This is a genomic window from Paraburkholderia sp. GV068, assembly GCF_003058125.1.
GTDB classification, from domain to species: domain Bacteria; phylum Pseudomonadota; class Gammaproteobacteria; order Burkholderiales; family Burkholderiaceae; genus Paraburkholderia; species Paraburkholderia graminis.
Genome location: NZ_QBUB01000008.1, coordinates 224749 through 244540, shown reverse-complemented (window position 1 = coordinate 244540; position 19792 = coordinate 224749). Strand labels below are relative to the sequence as shown.

Sequence of the window (19792 nt, the reverse complement as noted above, 5' to 3'; positions counted from 1 at the left end):
ACTGTGCAGTCGAAAAACCGAACAGTTGGCGTGTGTGAGCTCCTGAACCGCACCGCACGTCTTGTCCGGGAAGGAAAGCACATGCGACTTGAGATTCAGCTTGATAGAGACAACGGCGTACCGCTGACGGAGCAGATCGTCGCGGGCGTCAGCACCTGGATTCGTTCACGGACCGCGCATCCGGGCTCGAAATTGCCGTCGATCCGCCAGTTCGCCGCCGACTACGGCGTGAGCCGCTTTCCGGTCATCGAGGCGTACGACCGGCTTGTATCGCTCGGTTACATCGACTCGCGCCACGGTTCCGGCTTCTATGTGGCGGACCGGCCGCCCGGCGGCGCGCAATGCGACGGCACCTCGGACCCGCGCCGCGCCGAAGAAGAATCCGACCATCTGCTGCAGCAGTTCAACCACCCCGGCGAAACGCTGAAGCTCGGCAGCGGCTTTATCCCCGAGCCGTGGCGCGATACGGACAGCATCGCGCAGGCGATACGGCACGTGCTGCGCACCGATCCCGCGAGCATGGTCGATTACGCGACGCCGCTCGGCAACCTCAGCTTGCGCGAACATTTGCAGGCGCGAATCGCGCAACTCGGGATTCGCGCGGACACGTCGCAGATCCTGATCACGAACGGCGCGAGTCAGGCGTTCGATCTGCTGATGCGCTACATGCTGAAGGCGGGCGACACGATCTTCGTCGAAGACCCCGGCTACTACAATCTCTACGGCCTGCTGAAGCTGCACGGCGTGCGGCTGGTCGGCATTCCACGCACGCGCAGCGGGCCGGATCTCGATGTCATGCAGGCGCAGTTGAAGCAGCACCGGCCCAAGCTCTTCTTCATCAATACCGTGTTTCACAATCCGACCGGGACCACGGTCGCGCCGCCGGTCGCGTTCCGGCTGCTGCAACTGGCACGCGAACACGGCTTCACGATCATCGAGGACGATATCTACGCCGACTTTCAGACCGACGTCACCGACCGCCTCGCCACACTCGATCAGCTCGAACACGTGATCTACATCGGCGGACTGTCGAAGACGCTGTCGTCGTCGTTGCGCATCGGCTGCGTGGTCGCGAGTCACGCGATCATCAAGGATCTCGTCGACATCAAGATGCTGACGAGCATCGGCGGCTCGCTTTTCGCGGAAACAGTGACGGCGTCGCTGCTCGAGCGCGGCGCATATCGTAAGTATCTCGAACGACTGCGCCGCCGTATGCGTGACGCGCTCGGCTCGACAATCCAGACACTCGAGGATGAGGGCTGGGAAGTGTTCGAGAAGCCCGTCGGCGGCAAATTTTTGTGGGCGCGCGTGCCGCACGTGGACAATGCCGAGCGGCTGGTGGAATGCGGCGCGCCGCTGGGCGTGACGGTCGCGCCGGGCAGTTACTTCAGGCCGGGTATGGAGCCGAGTCCGTGGATTCGGATTCACGCGGCGTTCGGCAACGAGCCGCGTGCGCAGGCGTTTTTTCGGGCGGCGGCGAAGTTGAAGTGAGTGACTCGGGCTTGCGCGCTGGATGTCTGAGCCTGGCTCCGCACCGCGGCCGTGCTGCGTCGGTGCTGCGTCGGTGCATTCTCCAAACGATACCGGGCAGCAGATGCGAACACGCTCGTCTCGCGCGGTGCTGCGGCCCGACCCCTCGCTGTGTCGTCCGCGGCTTTTCCCTAGAATAGCGAGTTCCTGCCCGTTCTGAGCGCCAAGCCGCTACTTCATGTCCACGCCGCCGACCCAGCCCGTTCCCTCGACCGTCGCGCCCAGCGCGCCTTCCGCCCGCTCGCTGACGGTCATGCTGTGGCTCGTCGCCACCGGCTTTTTCATGCAGACGCTCGACTCGACGATCGTCAACACCGCCCTCCCGGCGATGGCGACGAGCCTCGGCGAATTGCCGTTGCGCATGCAGTCCGTCGTGATCGCCTATTCGCTGACGATGGCCGTGATGATCCCAGTCTCCGGCTGGCTCGCCGACAAACTGGGCACGCGACGCGTGTTCTTCAGCGCGATTCTGGTTTTCGCGGTCGGCTCGTTGCTGTGCGCGAACGCTCACACGCTGAACCAGTTGGTGATCTTCCGGATCGTGCAAGGCGTGGGCGGCGCGATGTTGCTGCCGGTCGGACGGCTCGCCGTGCTGCGGACTTTTCCGGCAGAGCGCTATCTGCCGGCGCTGTCGTTCGTCGCGATCCCTGGACTGATTGGCCCATTGATCGGCCCGACGCTGGGCGGCTGGCTCGTCAAGATCGCGTCGTGGCACTGGATCTTTTTGATCAACGTGCCGGTGGGCATCGCCGGATGCATCGCCACCTTCGTCTTCATGCCCGACAGCCGCAACGAACAGGTCGGCAGGTTCGACGTCAAGGGCTACTTGCTGCTGGTCGTCGGCATGGTGGCGATTTCGTTTGCACTCGATGGCCGCACCGAATTCGGCATTCAACACGCAACGGTGCTGGTGCTGTTGATTCTGGGCCTGGCCTGCTTCGTCGCCTATGGCTTGCACGCGGTGCGCGAGCCCGCGCCGATTTTTCCGCTCGATCTGTTCAAGATTCACACGTTCAGTGTCGGACTGCTCGGCAATCTGTTCGCGCGGATCGGGAGCGGCGCGATGCCTTATCTGATTCCGCTGCTGCTGCAAGTGAGTCTCGGCTACAGCGCATTCGAAGCCGGCATGATGATGCTGCCCGTTGCTGCTGCCGGCATGGCGTCGAAGCGGCTCGTGACGAAGCTGATCGTCAGGTACAGCTATCGTCGCGTGTTGATCGTCAACACGGTTCTCGTCGGCCTGACGATGGCCAGTTTCTCGCTGACCAACGCGGGACAGCCGCTCTGGCTGAGGCTCGTGCAACTGGCGTTGTTTGGCGGCGTCAACTCGATGCAATTCACCGCGATGAATACGTTGACGCTCAAGGATCTCGGCACCGGCGGCGCAAGCAGCGGCAACAGTTTGTTCTCGCTGGTCCAGATGCTGTCGATGAGCCTCGGCGTCACCGTGGCCGGCGCGCTGCTGGCGACCTTCACCGGGCTCTTGCCGCGCGTGACGGCTGCCAACTCGCTGCCCGCGTTTCATGCGACGTTCCTTTGCGTGGGGATTATCACCGCGGGTTCGGCGTGGATCTTCGCGCAGTTGTCGCCGGATATCCGGACGCCGGCCAGGAAAACTGATCCGTCGGAGCGGACGTGAGGGGTGGGGTTGGTGGGGGTTTGCTGGTGGGAAGGTTGCGCTTGGAATGCGGGCGGAAGTGGCTCGATGGCTTGATGGCTCGATGGCTTGATGGCTTGATGGCTTGATGGCTCGGCGGCTCGATGACTTGGGGGCTGGAGGTGGAACGGTGGAGGCTAGCCGCTGAGGGGTGAAGGCTGGTGGCTGGGGGTTCGTGGTTCGTGGTTCGTGGTTCGTGGCTCGTGGCTCGTGGCTCGTGGCTCGTGGCTCGTGGCTCGTGGCTCGTGGCTCGTGGCTCGTGGTTGAAGGCTGAGATGTGAGGGCTGGAGGTTGAAGGCGAAAGGCTGAGGGCTGAGGGCTGAGGGCTAGCTACCTACGCAAGCCGTCATGGCGCCACACTATCCGAGCGGATGTTCAACGGATACCACGCCCAAGGTAGTCACTTACTCGCATTCAGGCGCGACATGACCACCACCAACTTCGACCCGCAACGGGGCGCAGCCCGCACCAGCGAAGTGCGATACATCATGCCGGTGCCCGCGTCGTTGACCGACACTCGGCAGCTCGCGCGCCAACTGCGCACCCCGCCAGCCTTTCGTATGCGCATAGATCTTGCTCACCTATCCTGTAAACTTACGCATTGCGCGTGCAGCTTCCGCATTGAGCCCCTAATCCGGCCGCCACCCACACGACTGACATGATGAGCATGATCGAACTCGATCCTCCCGGTTTTCAGCCTCCCCGCCCGATGGCCGGCGACGAGGGCTCCCGGCGCACCGTTCTCTACGGCGGCTACACCGTTTTCAGCGTGTTTCAGCCGGTTTTCTCCGTGTCGCACCGGCGCGCGATCGGCTATCACGCCTCGCTGCGCGCGCACGACGAGCATGCGCGGCAAGTCCCCTCGCACGAGGTGTTCACGCAGGCCGCGCGCCGCGGCGACTTGCTGGAACTCGGCCGGCTGGCCGAGTCGCTCCACCTTGGCAACTTCAATGCATTCGACAGTCACGACGAATGGCTCTTTCTGAGTCTCCATCCGGCCGCGCTGATGGACACGAGCTACGGCGACGCGTTGCTCGCCGGGCTCAAGGCGTTGGGCTTGCCGCCGCAGCGTGTAGTGCTCGAGGTCTCCGAGCAAGCGGGCGGAGAAACGACGCGTTTCGCCGAGATCATCGACGCGTTGCGCAAGTCGGGCTTCCTCATCGCGCTCGATGGCTTCGGCGCCAAGCATTCGAACATCGACCGCGTGTGGAATCTGCGGCCCGATATCGTCACGCTCGACCGCTGCATTCTTGCGCAGGCAAGCGAGCACTCGCACATTGAACGCGTGCTGCCCGGTCTCGTCTCCCTGCTGCATGAATCCGGCCAATTGGTCCTGATGGGCGGCCTGACCACAGAGCGCGATGCGCTGATCGCACTCGAATGCAACGTCGATTTCGTCCAGGGCGCATTCTTCGCTGGGCCGAGCGTCGAACCGGTCAAGCCGCAAGCCGCTGCCGGCTTGATGGACTCGCTCTCCGCCGCGCTGCGCGAGCGTGTTGCCACGCGTGAACGCGCGCAGGCGACGCGGCTCGCGCCGTACGTCAGCGCGCTCGAAACCGCAGCCGCACAGCTGGTTGCCGGGCAGCCAGCCGCTGACGCGACGGCCGCGCTGCTCAAGCTCGGCGAGACAGCACGCTGCTTCATTCTGGATGGCTCCGGACGGCAAATCGGCGACAACGTACTGCCTCCTGGCCGCGCGTCGCAACGTGCGAAACGCTTCCGTCCGCTATTGCATTCCGAAGGTGCAAGCTGGGAGCGCCGGCCTTACTTCATTCAGGCGATGCGTACGCCTGGGCGCGTGCATCTCACTCCTCCTTATCTGTCGATCAATGAAGCGCATTTGTGCGTGACCGCTTCCATCGCGGCGCACACGCCCGGTGGCACGCAAGTGCTATGCGTAGACATCAACTGGGAAGTCGCGGCTCATCGCAATTGAGTCGGCCGAGTCCACCGAGCGCTGCTGAATGCGCGCCAGCAACTCGGTGACCGCCGTGCGGCCCAGCACGCGATTGGCGGCCAGCAATCGCGATGCGCTCGTCACTGCATGCAACGAAACGATTCTTGCAGCGCCGTTGAGCGGACCGTGGGCCCGCCTATGACCGTGCGCCTCGCCGGTGGTGAGCCCGGTGGTGAGCCCGGTTGTAAGGCCGCTCTCGAAGCCAGTGTCGAAGCCGCCGGTCGTCCCGTTTTTCATGCCGCTCGCCGCGCCGCTGCCTGAGCCCTCGGTGGCGATGTCGATCAACGCAACGACGTCGCCTTCGATAAGCAGCACGATAGACAACGCCCCCTCCACCGATACCAGTTCCACGTGGCTCGCCTGACGTGCAAGCGACGTCACCTTCTCCATCCAGTCACCCAATGCGCGGTCTGACGCGCCGGTGCGTGCCTGGGGGAACGCCTTCGGCGGCACACCAAGCGCGCGTGCATCGGCGTGTGCATAGCAGTTTGTCGAGGCAGCGGCACGCACAACAGCCGGTGAGTCGCCCGGCACATTCAGCGGCGCTCCGCACACCGGCTCGTCGCTGACGACATGCGGCGCATCGCTAAACAGCTCGAGCAGGCTAGTCCTGTCCTGCGCCTCAAGTGCGTTGCGCAAGCGCTCGACAATCCGCGCGTGACTCTCCGGATCGGCCCGATGCAACGGTGCGCCCGCGCGCTGCAGGCGCGCCCTCGCCCGATGCACGATCTGCCGGCAACTGGTCGCGCTACGTTCAAGAATCCTGCCGATCTCCGCGTAGTCGCAATCGAACGCTTCATGCAGCACAAACGCGGCGCGCTCGTCGGGTTTGAGGCGCTCCAGCAAAAGCATCACGCCATAGGACATTTCCGCCGCACGCAGCGCGAGTTCTTCAGCCGATGGCGCGAATTCGTCGAGCCACGGCTCCGGCAGCCAGCCGGTGGCCTGAGACTCGCGCTCGCGCTGCACATTTCTCAGACGGTCGATCGCCGTGCGCGTGGTGAGCGTGGTGAGCCACGCGGCCGGCGTCTGCACCTCATGCGTATCAGCGAGATGCCACTTCAGCCAGACGTCTTGCACGATGTCTTCCGCCTCCGCACGGCTGCCGAGCATGCGGTACGCCAACGCGAGCAGGCGGGCCCGCACCGCCCCGAAGCTGGATGCCTTGTCGATTTCGTGTTCTTTCATGCGTAGACCTCCAGATCGTGCGTGGTAAAAGCGCGTGCGCCGCCTGCCAGATTCCTCGACCGCGCGCCGCAAAGACATCCATTGCAGCTTGACGATTGGGCGAGCCGCCGCGTGACAGGCGCGCGAAAAAAAATTTATGTCACGCCGCCGACAGCCGGCTCGTCATAGGGACAGCAGCCCACTTTGGACGAGGCAAATATGCAATCGAGCTATCCACCTGTTACCGGCCTTGGCCTCGTGCCAACCGTGATCGAGCAGTCCGGCCGCGGCGAGCGCGCCTACGACATCTATTCGCGTCTGCTGCGCGAGCGCATCGTGTTTCTGGTCGGACCCGTGAACGAGCAATCGGCCAGTCTCATTGTGGCGCAATTACTGTTTCTGGAGTCGGAGAACCCGGACAAGGACATTTCGTTTTATATCAATTCGCCCGGCGGCTCGGTGTACGACGGGCTCGCAATTTACGACACCATGCAGTTCATCAAGCCAGAGGTATCCACGTTATGCACCGGCTTTGCTGCGAGCATGGGCACATTCCTGCTGTGCGCGGGCCAACGCGGCAAGCGGTATGCGTTGCCCAACGCGCGCATCATGATTCACCAGCCTTCAGGCGGCAGCCAGGGCACGGCAGCGGACATAGACATTCAGGCTAAGGAAGTGCTCTATCTGCGCGAACGTCTCAATGCAATGATGGCCGAACGCACGGGGCGCAGCATCGAGGAAATCGCGCGCGACACAGACCGGGACAATTTTATGTCCGCGTCCGCGGCAAAGACCTATGGCCTCGTGGACGAAGTGCTGGAAACGCGGGCGGCGCTGAACTCGTCTTCGGTGGCGTCGGACAGACACCATGACGTATAGCGCAGCGCGGTTGAACTGTGCCGGGTTCAACTGCCCGCGCTGCACTGCTCTACCCGACAAAAGCTGATCACGTTGGCTGGAATCGCTATCATGGTCGCGATTCGTCGACTCCGACGAGCGCTTCAATGGAGATTTACATGGCGTCATCCAACGAAACCGTCAGCATGGCGCTATTCTGCGACTTCGAAAACGTCGCGCTGGGCGTGCGGGACGCGAAGTACGACAAGTTCGATATCAAGCTGGTGCTCGAACGTCTGCTGCTCAAGGGCAGCATTGTCGTGAAAAAGGCATATTGCGACTGGGATCGCTACAAGAGCTTCAAAGGTGCGATGCACGAAGCCAATTTCGAGCTGATCGAGATTCCGCACGTGCGTCAATCGGGCAAGAATTCGGCGGACATCCGGCTCGTCGTGGACGCGCTCGACCTCTGCTACACGAAGTCGCACGTCAATACGTTTGTGATCATCAGCGGCGACTCGGACTTTTCTCCGCTCGTGTCGAAACTGCGCGAGAACGCGAAGCAGGTGATTGGTGTCGGCGTCCAGCAGTCCACGTCTGATCTGCTGATCGCGAACTGCGACGAGTTCTTTTTTTACGACGACCTGGTACGCGAAAGTCAGCGCACCGTCGCCAAACGGGAGTCCTTGCGCCAGCAGAAGAGCGCTCAGCCGACAGCCAAGGTATCGCAGGACGAAGAGAAAAGCCGCAACAAGGAAGATCTCGAAAAGCGCCGCACCAAGGCGGTGGAGATTGCGGTGCAAACGTTCGACGCGCTTGCATCCGAGCGCGGCGACAGCGGGAAAATCTGGGCGTCCGTATTGAAGAACGCGATCAAGCGGCGCAAGCCGGATTTCAACGAAACCTATTATGGCTTTCGCGCGTTCGGCAATCTGCTCGAAGAGGCGCACGCGCGCGGGCTGCTGGAATTCGGCCGCGACGAAAAATCGGGGGCTTACGTATATCGGAGCACGGTTTCGGGCGCTGCGGGGGAAGGTGCCGGAGAAAGTACGGGCGAATCGGCGGGCGAGCACGCAGCGGCACGTGGAAACGAAGCTGTGGACACCGCAGAGGTAGCGGAACAACTTGACGAGTCGCAGACAGTTGGCGCGGCGCAAGCGGAAACAGGCGCCAAACACGAGTCTCGTCGTCGGGGTCGTGGAGATCGGAAGCGAGGCGCAAGCCAGCAAGCCGCCCGCGAAGCCACGCACGAGACGGCACAGGGAAGCGCAGAGGAAGCCGGCCACCAAACGGCGCCACGAAGGACGCCGCAAGCCGCCAACACCAGACGCACCAGACGCGAAGAAAGCGGGGCCAACCTGAGCCAGGCCGAAGGCGATGCGATGTATGCCCCTGAAGCGGAAAACAAGCGCGCGACGTCCGAGCTGCCGCAAGCGCTCACGAACGAACCGGGCCATGTTTCTGATCAGGCTGGCGCGGCCGAAAATGCCGACCCGCACCAGACCGACGAAACGCAGCCGAAGCGTCGCAAGCAACGCGAGCCGCGTAAAACGGCCGCGAAGAAAACGCGGAAGACCGCAGCACGATCGGACGACACGGCAAACAACACGAACACGGTGAACACCGCGCACACTGCAGACACCGCATCGCCAGCAACCGAACCTTCACCGACCGCAGAGGAAACACCCGCGCCCGCCAGGAAAGCCGCGCGTAAAACCGCGTCGTCGCGCAACCGCCGGCCGCGCAAGACAACGGGAGGCAACGACACCGAGTGACACCGAACGATACCGAATGGCGCCGAACCACACCGAACAGTCCGCACCTTGCTCCGCATCCGGCAGCGGCCGAAGCCTAGTGTCACCGCAAGCCGAACACCGCAACACCATTGGTCGCGCCGACATAAACCTTGCCGCGCGCGATCATCGGCGTGATGAACTTGTTGCCCGCGCCCCATTGATCGCGCGTGCCCGCCTGGTTGCTGTTGTACAGCTCGTTGGCAAGATTGCTCGCGTCGTAGGCATGCAGGGCGCCGGTCGAGCCGTTCTCCGCCGCCCAGACAATGCCGTTGCTCGCGCCATTGGCGGATATCGCCGGCGTTGCGCCCGGATAGGCAAAGGTCGTCGGGCTTCGAGATGAAGCCGTCGTTGCGAGGAACGCGCCGGCGATCGGCAACGCTTTGAGGTTGTCGTTTAGCCCTCCGTAGTACACGACGCCCTTGTAATAAGCCGGCGAACCCCAGATGCCGCCAGCAAGCGTGCCGATGAGTTCTTGCCAGATGTTATTGGCCGCTGGGCTGAATTTGCCCATTGAATCGCGGTCGACCACATAGATGTGGTTGTCTTTGCCGGCCGCCACAGCAAGATGCTTGACCACGCCGGCCGCGGTCGTCTGGTCCGGCAGCAACATCACGCCTCCAGAACCGAAGTCGTTGTCCGTATTGGCCTCTTCGACTACGTTGGACATCGCGAAATAGTCGGTGACTTGCAGTTGGCCAGCCGACAGTTTCATCAGCGAGTTGCCGAAGTTGCCGTCGACGGGGAAGCCCTGTGCATTGAGCGTCGTGCCGAACGTGCCGTTGCCGTCGACGACATAGATGGACGAGCCGTCGGAAGCCATGCCGGAGCCGGCCATCCAGATCGAGCCCTGGCTGCCGTTCGGCGTGATGTTGAGCGCGCTGGTCTGCTTGAGTGTGCCGGCGTTGTACGCCATGAGCCAGCCGGTGTAAGCGCCGGACATGCAGTGCGCCGTCCAGCCCATATGGATGTTGCCGCCAACGAGCGTCAATGCCGCCCGCTCCGTGTGCAACGACGCGTTGAACGTAATGACGCCGTTGACGCTCCCCGCGCCGCCGCCCGGATAAGTCGCCGCAATCTCGGTGGGACCGCCCAACAGTTCGGCGCCCGTCGCGAGGTCGAGCGCATGCAGGCGGTGATGGTAGGCGCCGCCGCTGTCTTTCGTCATCGAGACCGCGTATAGCGCGCCGTTGGGGCCGCGCGAGCGGTCGATCACCGGCGTCGACGTCACGCCAATCTCGGGCGTGATGTCCGGGCATCCGCGGTCGTCGCTGGGCGTTTCGCCGCTGCCGTTTAGCGTCGCGTGCCACAACTGCGCGAAGCTGGTGGCGTCGTACGCATAGACGCTATTGTGTTCGGTCGCGACGTAGACTACGTCGTGCGGCGCGCCGCCAATCGACAACGCTGTCGCAAAGAGCGGCTGGGCATCCACCTTGCCGTCCGCCGCAAGGAACGCGACTTTGCCGAAGCTCGATGGGTTGACGTTGGCGGGCGTCAGCGTGGTTTCGGCAAGCATCTGGCCGGTGCGCGCAAGGTCGTTGTGGTGCATCAGCACGTCGGTGGCGAATACGGGTCCGGCGGGTGCAGCCCCGCCCGCGCCGCTCCCCGCGCCTGAGCCTGAGCCGCTGCTGCCCGCGCCCGAGCCACCACCGCTCGCCCCTCCGCCCGACGATGTAGACGCCGCTCCCGGCGATCCGCCCGAGCCGCCGCCACATGAAGCAAACCCCCACGCAACAGTGAGCAGCGCCGCCACTGTGCACACACGAACCCACGGCCCGGCCGATAGCCGGTCGCCGCCACCTCGCGAGATGCGCATGTCCGCCTCGTCTCTCAAACGATGCGACGCTCAGTTCCGCAAGACGAAGGCTGCGCGTGATGCGAACACGTCGCGTGCCGCGGAGGGACGCCCCGTGCACATCTTCCGATGGCTGATGGATGATCACATTCAACGTCCGCGGCCAATTAACCGTACGCCGTTTGCGGAGTTTCATGCCGCCAGGGTCTCGCCACTCTCCGCCAGGCAAACACGCGGCTGGCGGCGCAACGCGAAAGCAAGGCGCGACCGCGCGCGCGATCGCGTGTCAGGCATCAAAGCATCGGAATGAAAGCATCAGTAGTACGGATAAGGCGCGTAAATTACGGGCGGCGGTCCGTAATAGCGCGGCCGCGGCGCAACATAAACCGGTTGCGGCGCATACACAGGCTGCGGCGCGTAGACCGGCACTTGCGGCTGCGAGATCGTGTTGCCCTTCGACGTCATGCACTGCGCGTAGGCTGCGTCGTAGCGCGCCTGCAAGCTGTTCGCCGAGTACTGCGCGCCGTTGGCGCCGGCCGCGCCGCCGATCAGCAAACCGCTGCCCGCTCCGATCGCCGCACCGGCTCCGGCATTGCCCGCCGCCGCGCCGAGCAGCGCGCCGACGGCCGCGCCGCCCAACGTTCCCACCGCCGCGCTGTTGACGCTGCTGGTGGTCGCTCCTTGCGAAGCGCCGACCGCATCGGACGAATGGAACGCGTAGTCGCGACACGTGTAGTCGTCCTGTTGAAACTGGCTGAGCGGCTCGCCGCTGCGCGGCATGGCCACCACCGACGGGCCGCTCGGCGGCACGACGGCGCAGCCGCCCAATAGCGCGAGCGCGACGGCCCCGAGAGGCAGCGCGACGCGCAACGGTGTTAGACGTGAAATCATGATGGCGCGAATAGGGTGGATTGGAAATCACACGTTATGCGAATCCACGCTCGCGATGTTTACCGCATCGTTACCGTATGTTTTATGCCCGTGCGCGAAGCCGCGCCGCAAGCCTGAGCCACGCGATGTGCGTTATCGCGCGGTTACGAACAGTGACAAAGATTCTGCAAGTCATGAACGATGCTCGTGCGGCGACGCGCGCAAAAAGCAGAAAAGCCCTCATATGGAGGGCTTTTCTTTCTTTCTTGCATAGCGGCCGTTGTGAACCGATTCAGAGCCGGCTCAAAATCGATTCAACGCCGCAACACACCGAAAAATCACGCGAAGTTCTTCGACGCGAATTCCCAGTTGACGATGTTCCAGTAAGCCTCGACAAACTTCGGACGCGCGTTGCGATAGTCGATGTAATACGCGTGTTCCCACACGTCGATCGTGATCAGCGCTTTGGCGTCCGTGGTCAGCGGCGTCGCAGCGTTGCTCGTCGACACGAGGTCGAGCGAACCGTCTGCCTTCTTCACGAGCCATGCCCAGCCCGAGCCGAACGTGCCGATTGCGGTCTTCGCGAACTCTTCCTTGAACTTGTCGAACGAGCCCCACTTGGCGTTGATCGCGTCGGCCAGCCCGCCGGTCGGTGCACCGCCACCTTGCGGCGACAGGCTGTTCCAGAAGAAAGTGTGGTTCCACACTTGAGCTGCGTTATTGAACACGCCGCCCGACGACTTCTTCACGATTTCTTCGAGCGACAGATTCTCGAACTCCGTGCCCTTGATCAGATTGTTCAGGTTGGTCACATAGGTCTGGTGGTGCTTGCCATAGTGAAACTCGAGCGTCTCTTCCGACATGTGCGGAGCGAGTGCGTTTTTCGCGAACGGCAGCGGCGGGAGCGTATGTTCCATGGTGCTTTCCTTCAGTCTGTATCTGTTGTGGGGAGTCTGCGGATAACGCTTTAGAGCACTCGATTGTAGGCGACTTGGAATAACCCCGCAAACGAACGGACTTTATGTCCGGCATCGGCGAATCGCCCGCAAAACCGCGTAATTAGTGCTTCCGTTTGCTCTACAAACGCGAGCTCGCGCAGTCAAAACTACGCACGCGCAGCGTGTCAGCGCGATGTCAGAAACCGTCGGCAAGACGCGGCTGCACATCGGCGAGAGCGACGTCGGCGGTGCCCTCGGCGAGATGCATCGTCAGGCGGCGTCCCGGTTTCAACGACGACGGCGCGCGCACCGCGCGGCCGGTCTGTGCATCGAGTACCGCGGCATAGCCGCGCTCGAGCGTGCGCTGCGGACTCAGCACTTCGAGCCGCGCCGACAGCGTGGCGATGCGCGCGGTCTGACGTTCATGCTGACGCAGCAATGCGGCGTCGAGCCGTTGCGTGAGATTGCCAAGCCGCGCCTGATGCGCAGCGAGATCCGGACGCCAGCGCTGCCAACGCATCTGCAGCAGCGAAAAACGCGCTCGGGCATCGCGCACGGGCCTTGCCCCTGCCGACGCGAGCCGCGCGCTCAGTTGCTGCAAATGCGTGCGCTGCCGCGCGAGACGCTCGGCGGGCGACACGAGCCGGCGCGCGAGCCAGTCGAGCTGCTGGGCGCGCCGCTCCATCATCCGGCCGAAGCCGCGTGCAAGCGTCGCATGCCGATGGTCGAGCTCGCGCAGCAACAGCACGCGCTGCGGGCTCACCAGTTCGGCGGCGCCTGTGGGCGTGGGCGCGCGGACATCGGCGGCGAAATCGGCGATCGTGAAATCGGTTTCGTGACCGACGCCGCTCACGACCGGAACCGCGCTCTCCGCAATCGCGCGCGCAAGCACTTCTTCGTTGAAGGCCCACAGGTCTTCAATCGAGCCGCCGCCACGGCACACGATCAACACGTCGACCTCGCGCCGCGCGCTGACCGCATCGACCATTGCCGCGAGCTTCGCGCTTGCGCCCACGCCTTGCACCGGCGCCGGATAGACGATCACGGGAATATGCGGCGCGCGACGCGACAGCGTCGTCAGCACGTCGCGCAGCGCCGCGGCCTGCAACGACGTGACGATGCCAATTGCGCGCGGATGCGACGGCAGCGCGCGCTTGCGTTCGGCGGCAAAAAGGCCCTCGGCTTCGAGCTGTGCCTTGAGCCGCAAAAACGCTTCGTAAAGACGTCCCTGGCCGGTGCGCCGCACTGCCTCGACGTTCAGTTGCAGTTCGCCGCGCGGCTCGTACATCGTGACGAGCGCCCGCACTTCGATGCGGTCGCCTTCCTTCGGCGTGAACTCGGCGTATTGCGCGCGGCCGCGGAACATCACGCAGCGCATTTGCGCCTGCGCGTCCTTGATCGAAAAGTACCAGTGACCGCTCGCGGCGCGCGTGAAATTGGAGACTTCGCCGGCAACCCACACCAGCGGAAACGAGCGCTCGAGCATGCTGCCGATCGCGCGATTCAGAGCGGAAACTGGGACGACGACTTCGCCGCCGGGCATCGTCGACGAGGTAAGGGAACTGTCGGAATTCATGCGAAGGGATGGTGGTGACTGGCCGGACAGACGATAGACCGAGTGGCCAATCGCGTCCAGCGCGACGCGCAAATTGTTAAAAGTGTCCACATGCCGGGACCGTCAAGGCGAATTCCGCCACGCGCCCGGCAAACTACGGGAAACCGAAGCATCCCGTTGATTTATATGAAATTTACTGATGACCTCCGCAGGTGATCGCCGACGCAAGGCGCTTGCAACGGCCCTTGAGGCGCTGCGGCGGGCAGGTTCTCCACAAAGTTATCCACAGGCTGCAAGAGGCGCAACACGCGACGCGGCAGGCATAGGACGCAGCCACCGCGACTTGCGGCCGGGGACGCGTGCGCGCTAGAGTGGCGGGTTCGACAGTAAGGGAAAGTCACGCACGCAAGCGCCGCAACGTGCGCGTGACGAAGGGCGTTGCTGACACGCGCTGCCTGTGCTTCCCTTCCGTTTTTTTAGTTTTTCGACCGTCCGGAGAATCGCGCTGATGCCTGTCCCGCGTATTGCCCCTGGCGCCTTCACGCCGCCGCGCTCGCGCCGTCCCGCGAGCGGCGAGCCGCTCGTCCGCCCGGCCTGCCGATGAGCGGAATCTTCGATCGTTTGGAAGCGCGCGTGGCGCGCGAGTGGCAGCACCGCGGACCGCTTGCGTGGTCGCTGACGCCGCTCGCATGCGTGTTCGGCGCTGTCGCCGCGCTGCGCCGCGCGGCATTCTCGCTCGGCTGGATTAAGCCGGTGCGCGTGGGCGTGCCCGTCGTGGTGGTCGGCAATGTGACCGTCGGCGGAACCGGCAAGACGCCGACCGTGATCGCGCTCGTCGAAGCGTTGCGCGGCGCCGGCTTCAACCCTGGCGTCGTGTCGCGCGGCTACGGCGCGCGGGTCAAGACGCCGACGCCGGTTACGCCCGCCTCGGCGGCCAGTGTCGGCGGCGACGAACCGCTGTTGATCTCGCGGCGCACCGGCGCGCCCGTCTGGGTGTGCCCGGACCGCGTGGCGGCGGCGGAGGCGTTGTGCGCGGCGCATCGCGACGTCGACGTAATCGTCAGCGACGACGGCCTTCAGCACTACCGGCTCGCGCGCGACGCCGAGCTGGTCGTGTTCGATCACCGGCTCGGCGGCAACGGCTTTCTGCTGCCGGCGGGTCCCTTGCGCGAGCCGCTCTCGCGTCGGCGCGACGCCACGCTGATCAACGACCCTTACGCGAAGACGCTGCCTCCGTGGCCGAACACGTTCGCGCTTCAGCTTGCACCGGCCGACGCGTGGCATCTCGATAACCCGGCGTTGCGCCGCCCGCTCGCGCAGTTCCGCGGCGAGCGCGTGCTGGCGGCCGCCGGCATCGGCGCGCCCGAGCGTTTTTTCGCCACGCTGCGCGCCGCCGGCCTCGCGCCCGAGACACGCGCGCTGCCCGATCACTACGCTTTCGAGCGCAATCCTTTTACCGGCGCCGACGCCGACGCCATCCTGATAACGGAAAAGGATGCGGTAAAATTGGGGTCCTGGCGCGACGCGCGCATCTGGGTTGTTCCCGTCGAAGCCGCGCTCGATCATCGCCTCATTGCATTAGTTGTGGAGAAAGTCCGTGGACGCTCGCCTGCTTGAAATTCTCGTTTGCCCGATCTGCAAGGGCCCGCTCAGCTACGACCGTTCGGCGCAGGAGCTGATCTGCAACGCGGACAAGCTCGCCTATCCGATCCGCGACGGCATCCCCGTCATGCTGGTCGACGAAGCGCGGCAGACTGTCGAAGGCACGCCTGTGGATCTGAATCCGGGGTCGGTGGCCTGAGGCGTGTCGGGCTGGCGCGGCGTGAAGATTTTTTGCGCGGAGCCAGTTCGGGGTCTGGTAGCGGCGCGTGGTTGGCGACGTTTACGAAGCGGCGGTTGGTGCAAGATCAGTGTGCGGGTTGCCAGGACGGCTCGTTGGCCGGTTGTTCCGGTTGGCTTGCGGCTCGGGACTTGGTGAACTCGTTGGCTGGTGGCGTGGCTCGTTCGCCTTCGTTAATTCGTTAGCTTCTTGGCTGTCGTTCACCGCTCCCGCTCGCACCCCTTAGCACATCCCCACACCACCTCCCTCCCTTTCCCCCACTTCCTCATCTCTCCGATGACCCACACCGACTCCGCCACGCCCCCGTTCATTGCCGTCGTGCCGGCACGCCTCGCGTCGACCCGTCTGCCCAACAAGCCGCTCGCCGATATCGGCGGCAAGCCGATGGTCGTGCGGGTCGCCGAGCGCGCACGCGAATCGGGCGCCGAGCAGGTGTTGATCGCATCGGACGCTCAGTCGGTACTCGACGCCGCCCGCGAGCATGGTTTCGAAGCCGTGCTGACGCGCGCCGATCATCCGTCGGGCACGGACCGTCTTGCCGAAGTCGCGTCGCAATTCGGCTGGAGCGACGAGACGATCGTGGTCAATGTGCAAGGCGATGAACCGCTGATCGATCCGTCTCTCGTGCGTGGCGTCGCGTCGCATCTCGCGGCACGCAGCGATTGCGCGATCGCCACCGCGGCGCATCCTATCGCCGATGCCGCGGAGATTTTCAATCCGAACGTCGTCAAGGTCGTGCTCGACGCGCGCGGCGTGGCGCTCTACTTCTCGCGCGCGCCGATTCCCTGGGCACGCGACGCCTATCAGCCGCACTGGCCCAACGTCGCGTCGATGCCTGTGCCGCCGTCGCCCGCCGTGGTTCATCGGCATATCGGGCTGTATGCGTATCGCGCGAAATTCCTGCGCAGCTACCCCGAACTCGCGATCTCGCCGATCGAACAGGTCGAAGCGCTCGAGCAATTGCGCGCGATGTGGCACGGCGAACGCATCGCCGTCCTGGTCACGCCCGAAGTGCCGTTGCCGGGTGTGGACACGCCCGCGGACCTCGCGCGCGTGCGGGCTTTATTCGGGTCTTGAGCGTAAAAACCCGTGGCATAATCGGACGCTTGTGCGCGCCTCCCGTGATTAGCGAGAGCCAGGGTTTGCCCGGTCGCGCCGTACGTGTTTCAGCAGCGCCGTCGTCGACGTGCAGCGCGAAACGCGAAGCGGCAGCCGACGCGGGTCCCTTGCCCCTCGTGGGACGACCGCAGCGCCACCAAGAATTCACATAGATCTGGAGATACACATGCGTTTGATTCTTTTGGGTGCGCCCGGCGCGGGTAAGGGCACTCAGGCAAACTTCATCAAGGAAAAATTCGGCATCCCGCAAATTTCCACCGGTGACATGTTGCGTGCAGCCGTCAAGGCAGGCACGCCGCTCGGCCTCGAGGCGAAGCGCTTCATGGACGCAGGCGAACTCGTCACAGACGAGCTGATCATCAACCTGGTGAAAGAGCGTCTGCAACAGCCGGACTGCGCAAACGGCTATCTGTTCGACGGCTTTCCGCGCACCATTCCGCAAGCTGAGGCGATGAAGCAGGCCGGCGTCGCGATCGACTACGTGCTGGAAATCGATGTGCCGTTCGACGAGATCATCGTGCGCATGAGCGGCCGCCGCTCGCACGCCGCGTCGGGCCGCACATATCACGTCAAGTTCAATCCGCCGAAGGTGGAAGGTCTCGACGACGTGACGGGCGAGCCGCTGATCCAGCGCGAGGACGACAAGGAAGAAACCGTCAAGAAGCGCTTACAGGTATACGAAGCGCAGACCAAGCCGTTGATCGACTACTACAACGGCTGGGCGAAGAACGGCGACGCGACCACATCGCTGAAGGCGCCGCAATACCGCCGCATCTCCGGCCTCGGCACGGTCGAGGAAATCCGCGACCGCGTGTTCGACGCGCTGAAGTAATTCAACGCCGCAGCTTGCGTTGGCAAAAAACCCGCCTCTTTCCGGCGGGTTTTTTTATGCCTTCAGCACGGCCGTTTTAATTTGCTCCTCGGCGATGGCGATGTGGGATCATCCATGATCGAAAAGATATTCGATCTGGACGTTACTTACCGTATCAAGGAAAGGAGCAGAGATGGAGATTCGTGACAACGCATTCCTGATCACCGGCGGCGCATCGGGGCTTGGCGCCGCGACCGCGCGCCTTCTCGCGGAGAACGGCGGCAAGGTGGTGCTCGCCGACCTGAATCAGGACGCCGGCGAGGCGCTCGCCAAGGAACTCGGCGGCGTTTTCGTCAAATGCGACGTGAGCCGCGAGGACGATGCGACGCGAGCCGTCGAAGCCGCGACGAAACTCGGCACGCTGCGCGGCCTCATCAATTGCGCGGGCGTCGCGCCCGCCGCGAAGACCGTCGGCAAGGACGGCCCGCATCCGCTCGACGCGTTCGCGCGCACCATCTCGATCAATCTGATCGGCACGTTCAACATGATTCGCCTCGCGGCCACTGCGATGTCGAAGAACGAGCCGAATGCGAACGGCGAACGCGGCGTGATCATCAACACGGCGTCGGTCGCGGCCTACGACGGCCAGATCGGACAGGCGGCCTACGCGGCGTCCAAAGGCGGCGTGGTCGGCATGACGCTGCCTATCGCACGCGACCTGTCGCGCAACGCGATCCGCGTGATGACGATCGCGCCCGGCATCTTCGAAACGCCGATGCTGCTCGGCATGCCGCAGGAAGTGCAGGACGCGCTCGGCGCGATGGTGCCGTTCCCGCCGCGCCTCGGCAAACCGATCGAATACGCGATGCTCGCGAAGCAGATTCTCGACAATCCGATGCTTAACGGCGAAGTGATTCGTCTCGACGGCGCGATTCGCATGCAGCCGAAGTAACGACGCGCCGCGAATTGCCGTTGCGATTTGCCGCCGCAATAACGAAAAACGCCTGCACGCGAATCCCGTGCAGGCGTTCTGTTTTTAGCGCGCGGCCTAACGACCGTTGACGGCTTTGCTGCTCGCTAGTCGCGATCGTTATGCTGCGTGCGCTGACGCAATTCCTGCAACTGCGATTCCACAACGGTTGCGTCTTCCGCATCGGGGCACTCGCCGAGATAACGCTCGAGGTCTTCGAGCGCCGGGCGCAAATAGTCCAGACGCGCATACGCAAAACCGCGGTCGCGAATCTCGTCGATACTGTCGGGCAACAGGATCACGAGACGCTGCTGCACGGCAAGCAGGCGCTGCCAGCGCTCGGTCTGCAAATACGTGGACTTCAGATTGCGCAACATACGCGCGATGATCTCGCGCCGCGTGGCCGGCTGCAGCAGCATGCGCAGCGCCCGGCTCACCGACTCGCCGGCCGACGCCACATACGGCTCCAGCATGTCGACCATTTCCGATTCCGACAGCGAATGCCCGCTCGTCGGATCGAGCATCACGTCGCCGTCGGGTGTCGTGACACGCAACAGGAAATGACCGGGAAACGATACGCCGCGCGCCGGAATGCCGATCTGCTCGGCCATCTCCAGGTACAGCACCGCGAGCGAAATCGGAATGCCGCGGCGACGCTTGAGCACCGCGTTCAGATGGCTGTTGTCGGGGTCGTAATAGTCGTTCAGATTGCTGGCAAAACCCAACTCGCGGAAGAAGAACCGGTTCAGAATGCCGACCTTCTGGCGGATGTCCGCGTCATCCGGCATGCGGCGCTGCAGGCGCACCACCAGTTCGTCGATCTCGGCCAGCGTGCCTTGCAGATCGAGGTCCGGGTAAGCGTCCTGCGCGAGCGAGAGCGCCGCCTCTGTCAGCGGCAAGCTCTCGTCTTCGGCGACGAGCGTGCTGAAATAGTCGAGAACCCGCGTGATCGT

16 protein-coding genes are annotated in these 19792 nt (G+C 63.9%); 10 read left to right on the top strand and 6 right to left on the bottom strand.

The genetic code is table 11. The features are described 5' to 3' along the window. Nucleotides 1–81: 81 nt before the first annotated feature. The 3 genes from C8K18_RS18405 to C8K18_RS18395 all read left to right on the top strand — a co-directional run bounded on the left by C8K18_RS18405 (nucleotide 82) and on the right by C8K18_RS18395 (nucleotide 5123). The gene (locus C8K18_RS18405; protein ID WP_053858671.1) at nucleotides 82–1491 is read left to right on the top strand and encodes a PLP-dependent aminotransferase family protein; all 1410 of its coding nucleotides are present in this window, start codon (nucleotides 82–84) and stop codon (nucleotides 1489–1491) included. A 292-nt stretch (nucleotides 1492–1783) separates the two neighbouring features. Further along, the gene (gene mdtD / locus C8K18_RS18400) at nucleotides 1784–3169 is read left to right on the top strand and encodes a multidrug transporter subunit MdtD (protein ID WP_258196146.1); all 1386 of its coding nucleotides are present in this window, start codon (nucleotides 1784–1786) and stop codon (nucleotides 3167–3169) included. Between the two features lie 679 nt (nucleotides 3170–3848). After that, on the top strand, nucleotides 3849–5123 hold the full coding sequence (locus tag C8K18_RS18395) for an EAL domain-containing protein (protein ID WP_044021278.1): 1275 nt from the start codon (nucleotides 3849–3851) through the stop codon (nucleotides 5121–5123). Here the strand turns inward: C8K18_RS18395 and C8K18_RS18390 are convergent. Continuing rightward, the gene (locus C8K18_RS18390; RefSeq protein ID WP_107708688.1) at nucleotides 5079–6332 is read right to left on the bottom strand and encodes a sigma-70 family RNA polymerase sigma factor; all 1254 of its coding nucleotides are present in this window, start codon (nucleotides 6330–6332) and stop codon (nucleotides 5079–5081) included. The genes C8K18_RS18395 and C8K18_RS18390 overlap by 45 nt on opposite strands. Before the next feature lie 198 nt (nucleotides 6333–6530). On the opposite strand from C8K18_RS18390, the gene clpP reads away from it, so the two are divergent. Together clpP and C8K18_RS18380 are read left to right on the top strand one after the other, a co-directional pair. Next, nucleotides 6531–7190 (top strand): ATP-dependent Clp endopeptidase proteolytic subunit ClpP, encoded by a 660-nt coding sequence (clpP, locus tag C8K18_RS18385; RefSeq protein ID WP_029968083.1) that lies wholly within the window; start codon nucleotides 6531–6533, stop codon nucleotides 7188–7190. A gap of 137 nt (nucleotides 7191–7327) precedes the next feature. Then, a complete protein-coding gene (locus tag C8K18_RS18380; protein WP_107708775.1) occupies nucleotides 7328–8923 on the top strand; it encodes an NYN domain-containing protein in 1596 nt (531 codons plus the stop codon). 82 nt (nucleotides 8924–9005) lie between these two features. Here C8K18_RS18380 and C8K18_RS18375 read toward each other — a convergent pair whose 3' ends face one another. The 4 genes from C8K18_RS18375 to xseA form a co-directional block, all read right to left on the bottom strand. Beyond that, the gene (locus C8K18_RS18375; protein WP_107708686.1) at nucleotides 9006–10757 is read right to left on the bottom strand and encodes a pyrrolo-quinoline quinone; all 1752 of its coding nucleotides are present in this window, start codon (nucleotides 10755–10757) and stop codon (nucleotides 9006–9008) included. A 294-nt stretch (nucleotides 10758–11051) separates the two neighbouring features. After that, a complete protein-coding gene (locus C8K18_RS18365) occupies nucleotides 11052–11627 on the bottom strand; it encodes a glycine zipper family protein (RefSeq protein ID WP_107708682.1) in 576 nt (191 codons plus the stop codon). Between the two features lie 317 nt (nucleotides 11628–11944). Beyond that, nucleotides 11945–12523 carry a superoxide dismutase [Fe] gene (gene sodB, locus C8K18_RS18360; RefSeq protein ID WP_107708680.1) on the bottom strand — a complete coding sequence of 193 codons (579 nt, stop codon included), beginning with the start codon at nucleotides 12521–12523 and terminating at the stop codon, nucleotides 11945–11947. A gap of 217 nt (nucleotides 12524–12740) precedes the next feature. Further along, the gene (gene xseA, locus C8K18_RS18355; RefSeq protein WP_107708677.1) at nucleotides 12741–14120 is read right to left on the bottom strand and encodes an exodeoxyribonuclease VII large subunit; all 1380 of its coding nucleotides are present in this window, start codon (nucleotides 14118–14120) and stop codon (nucleotides 12741–12743) included. 579 nt (nucleotides 14121–14699) lie between these two features. Here xseA and lpxK point away from each other — a divergent pair. From lpxK to C8K18_RS18330, 5 genes are all read left to right on the top strand, one after another. Continuing rightward, nucleotides 14700–15716, top strand: coding sequence for a tetraacyldisaccharide 4'-kinase (lpxK, locus tag C8K18_RS18350; protein WP_107708675.1), 1017 nt, complete (start codon nucleotides 14700–14702; stop codon nucleotides 15714–15716). Continuing rightward, complete coding sequence (locus C8K18_RS18345) at nucleotides 15697–15900, top strand: Trm112 family protein (protein WP_006050060.1); 204 nt, start codon at nucleotides 15697–15699, stop codon at nucleotides 15898–15900. The genes lpxK and C8K18_RS18345 overlap by 20 nt, the downstream gene beginning before the upstream one ends. A 315-nt stretch (nucleotides 15901–16215) precedes the next feature. Next, a complete protein-coding gene (gene kdsB / locus C8K18_RS18340) occupies nucleotides 16216–17016 on the top strand; it encodes a 3-deoxy-manno-octulosonate cytidylyltransferase (protein WP_107708673.1) in 801 nt (266 codons plus the stop codon). A 208-nt stretch (nucleotides 17017–17224) separates the two neighbouring features. Continuing rightward, nucleotides 17225–17890 (top strand): adenylate kinase, encoded by a 666-nt coding sequence (gene adk, locus C8K18_RS18335; protein ID WP_006050057.1) that lies wholly within the window; start codon nucleotides 17225–17227, stop codon nucleotides 17888–17890. A gap of 172 nt (nucleotides 17891–18062) precedes the next feature. After that, on the top strand, nucleotides 18063–18821 hold the full coding sequence (locus C8K18_RS18330; protein WP_006050055.1) for a 3-hydroxyacyl-CoA dehydrogenase: 759 nt from the start codon (nucleotides 18063–18065) through the stop codon (nucleotides 18819–18821). Nucleotides 18822–18946: 125 nt separating this feature from the next. Here C8K18_RS18330 and C8K18_RS18325 read toward each other — a convergent pair whose 3' ends face one another. Next, nucleotides 18947–19789: a SirB1 family protein gene (locus C8K18_RS18325; protein WP_029968099.1), complete on the bottom strand. Its 843-nt coding sequence runs from the start codon at nucleotides 19787–19789 to the stop codon at nucleotides 18947–18949. Nucleotides 19790–19792 lie beyond the last annotated feature (3 nt).

Excerpts from the sequence above, each read along its gene's own strand:
- C8K18_RS18330 (WP_006050055.1), top strand. The coding sequence starts at position 18,063 with ATGGAGATTCGTGACAACGCATTCCTGATCACCGGCGGCGCATCGGGG.
- C8K18_RS18395 (WP_044021278.1), top strand. The coding sequence starts at position 3,849 with ATGAGCATGATCGAACTCGATCCTCCCGGTTTTCAGCCTCCCCGCCCG.
- mdtD (WP_258196146.1), top strand. The coding sequence starts at position 1,784 with ATGCTGTGGCTCGTCGCCACCGGCTTTTTCATGCAGACGCTCGACTCG.
- adk (WP_006050057.1), top strand. The coding sequence starts at position 17,225 with ATGCGTTTGATTCTTTTGGGTGCGCCCGGCGCGGGTAAGGGCACTCAG.
- C8K18_RS18375 (WP_107708686.1), bottom strand. The coding sequence starts at position 10,757 with ATGCGCATCTCGCGAGGTGGCGGCGACCGGCTATCGGCCGGGCCGTGG.
- C8K18_RS18390 (WP_107708688.1), bottom strand. The coding sequence starts at position 6,332 with ATGAAAGAACACGAAATCGACAAGGCATCCAGCTTCGGGGCGGTGCGG.
- C8K18_RS18365 (WP_107708682.1), bottom strand. The coding sequence starts at position 11,627 with ATGATTTCACGTCTAACACCGTTGCGCGTCGCGCTGCCTCTCGGGGCC.
- xseA (WP_107708677.1), bottom strand. The coding sequence starts at position 14,120 with ATGAATTCCGACAGTTCCCTTACCTCGTCGACGATGCCCGGCGGCGAA.
- C8K18_RS18380 (WP_107708775.1), top strand. The coding sequence starts at position 7,328 with ATGGCGTCATCCAACGAAACCGTCAGCATGGCGCTATTCTGCGACTTC.
- kdsB (WP_107708673.1), top strand. The coding sequence starts at position 16,216 with ATGACCCACACCGACTCCGCCACGCCCCCGTTCATTGCCGTCGTGCCG.
- lpxK (WP_107708675.1), top strand. The coding sequence starts at position 14,700 with ATGAGCGGAATCTTCGATCGTTTGGAAGCGCGCGTGGCGCGCGAGTGG.
- C8K18_RS18405 (WP_053858671.1), top strand. The coding sequence starts at position 82 with ATGCGACTTGAGATTCAGCTTGATAGAGACAACGGCGTACCGCTGACG.
- sodB (WP_107708680.1), bottom strand. The coding sequence starts at position 12,523 with ATGGAACATACGCTCCCGCCGCTGCCGTTCGCGAAAAACGCACTCGCT.
- clpP (WP_029968083.1), top strand. The coding sequence starts at position 6,531 with ATGCAATCGAGCTATCCACCTGTTACCGGCCTTGGCCTCGTGCCAACC.